Source organism: Stenotrophomonas pictorum JCM 9942 (genome assembly GCF_001310775.1).
Lineage (GTDB): Bacteria > Pseudomonadota > Gammaproteobacteria > Xanthomonadales > Xanthomonadaceae > Stenotrophomonas > Stenotrophomonas pictorum.
Map to the genome: position 1 here is coordinate 1 of NZ_BAZI01000482.1, position 1,702 is coordinate 1,702.

Below are 1,702 nucleotides of genomic sequence, written 5' to 3' on the forward strand. Positions count from 1 at the left end.
CGCCGGCGGCCGGCGGCGTGTCCTGCCGGCAGGCCGCCAGCAGGACCACGGCGGCCAGGGAAATCAAGCGTGGAAACATCCCCATGGCCATCGGTGCGCGGCTCAGTGACGGAAATGACGCACGCCGGTGAACACCATGGCGATGCCATGTTCGTCGGCGGCGGCGATCACTTCGGCATCGCGCATCGAACCGCCCGGCTGGATCACCGCGGTGATGCCGGCTTCGGCGGCGGCGTCCAGGCCGTCGCGGAACGGGAAGAACGCATCGGAGGCCATCACCGACCCTGGCACCACCAGACCGGCGTCGGCGGCCTTGATGCCGGCGATGCGTGCCGAATAGACACGGCTCATCTGGCCGGCGCCCACGCCAATCGTGCGCTCGTCCTTGGCGTAGACGATCGCGTTGGACTTGACGTACTTGGCCACGCGCCAGGCGAACAGCAGGTCGCGCGTTTCAGCGGCGGTCGGCGCGCGCCGGGTGACGGTCTTCAGTTCGTCGGCGCTCATGCCGCGGTTGTCGGCGCTCTGCACCAGCAGGCCCGAACCGATGCGCTTGGTGTCGTAGTTGTTGCGCGCATCACCGGCCGGAATGCGCAGCACGCGCACGTTGGCCTTCTTGGTGGCGTAGTCCAGCGCGGCCGGCTCGTAGTCCGGGGCGATCAGCACTTCGACGAACTGGCGGTCGAGGATGGCCTTGGCGGTGGCCGCGTCCAGCGTGCGGTTGAAGGCCAGAATGCCGCCGAACGCGCTGGTCGGGTCGGTGTTGTAGGCCATCTCGTAGGCGGCGCCGACATCGGCCGCCACAGCCACGCCGCACGGGTTGGCGTGCTTGACGATGACGCAGGCCGGCACGTCGAACTGGCGCACGCATTCCCATGCGGCATCGGCATCGGCCAGGTTGTTGTAGCTCAGTTCCTTGCCCTGCAGCTGCACGAAGGTGGCCAGCGTGCCCGGCACCGGGTACAGGTCGCGGTAGAACACGCCGCTCTGGTGCGGGTTCTCGCCGTAGCGCAGGTCCATGACCTTGATGAAAGAGGAGTTCATCTGCGCCGGGTATTCGTTGCGCACCGGCACCGCGGCGCTGGTGTCGGTGACGGCCGACAGATAGTTGCTGATCGCCGCGTCGTACTGGGCGACGCGGTTGAACGCGGCCACCGACAGTTCGAAACGCTTGGCCGCCGACAGCTGGCCATCATTGGCCTCCAGTTCCGCCAGCAGCGCGGGGTACTGGTCCGGGCTGGTGGCCACGGCGACGCGGGCGAAATTCTTGGCCGCACTGCGCAGCATCGCCGGGCCGCCGATGTCGATGTTTTCGACCGCATCGGCCAGGGTGCAGTCGGCCTTGGCGGTGACCGCTTCGAACGGGTACAGGTTCAGCACCAGCAGGTCGATCGGGGCGATGCCGTGCTGCGCCATCACCGCGTCATCGGTACCGGCACGGCCGAGCAGGCCGCCGTGCACCATCGGGTGCAGGGTCTTGACCCGACCGTCCATCATTTCCGGGAAGCCGGTGACATCGGACACGTCCTTGACCGGCAGGCCGGCCTCGCGGATCGCCTTGGCGGTGCCGCCGGTGGACAGCAGTTCGACGTTGCGGGCGGCCAGGGCGCGGGCCAGTTCGAGCAGACCGGTCTTGTCGGAAACAGACAGCAGGGCCCGGCGGACGGGCAGCAGATCAGAAGACATGGGGCGTGGGGATCAG

The 1,702-nt window shown here is 68.2% G+C and carries 1 protein-coding gene; it reads right to left on the minus strand.

Annotation, left to right across the window (positions count from 1 at the left end; translation table 11 throughout):
• Positions 1–102: 102 nt before the first annotated feature.
• The gene (gene purH, locus JCM9942_RS15250) at positions 103–1,686 is read right to left on the minus strand and encodes a bifunctional phosphoribosylaminoimidazolecarboxamide formyltransferase/IMP cyclohydrolase (RefSeq protein ID WP_054660690.1); all 1,584 of its coding nucleotides are present in this window, start codon (positions 1,684–1,686) and stop codon (positions 103–105) included.
• Positions 1,687–1,702 lie beyond the last annotated feature (16 nt).

Excerpts from the sequence above, each read along its gene's own strand:
- purH (WP_054660690.1), bottom strand. The coding sequence starts at position 1,686 with ATGTCTTCTGATCTGCTGCCCGTCCGCCGGGCCCTGCTGTCTGTTTCC.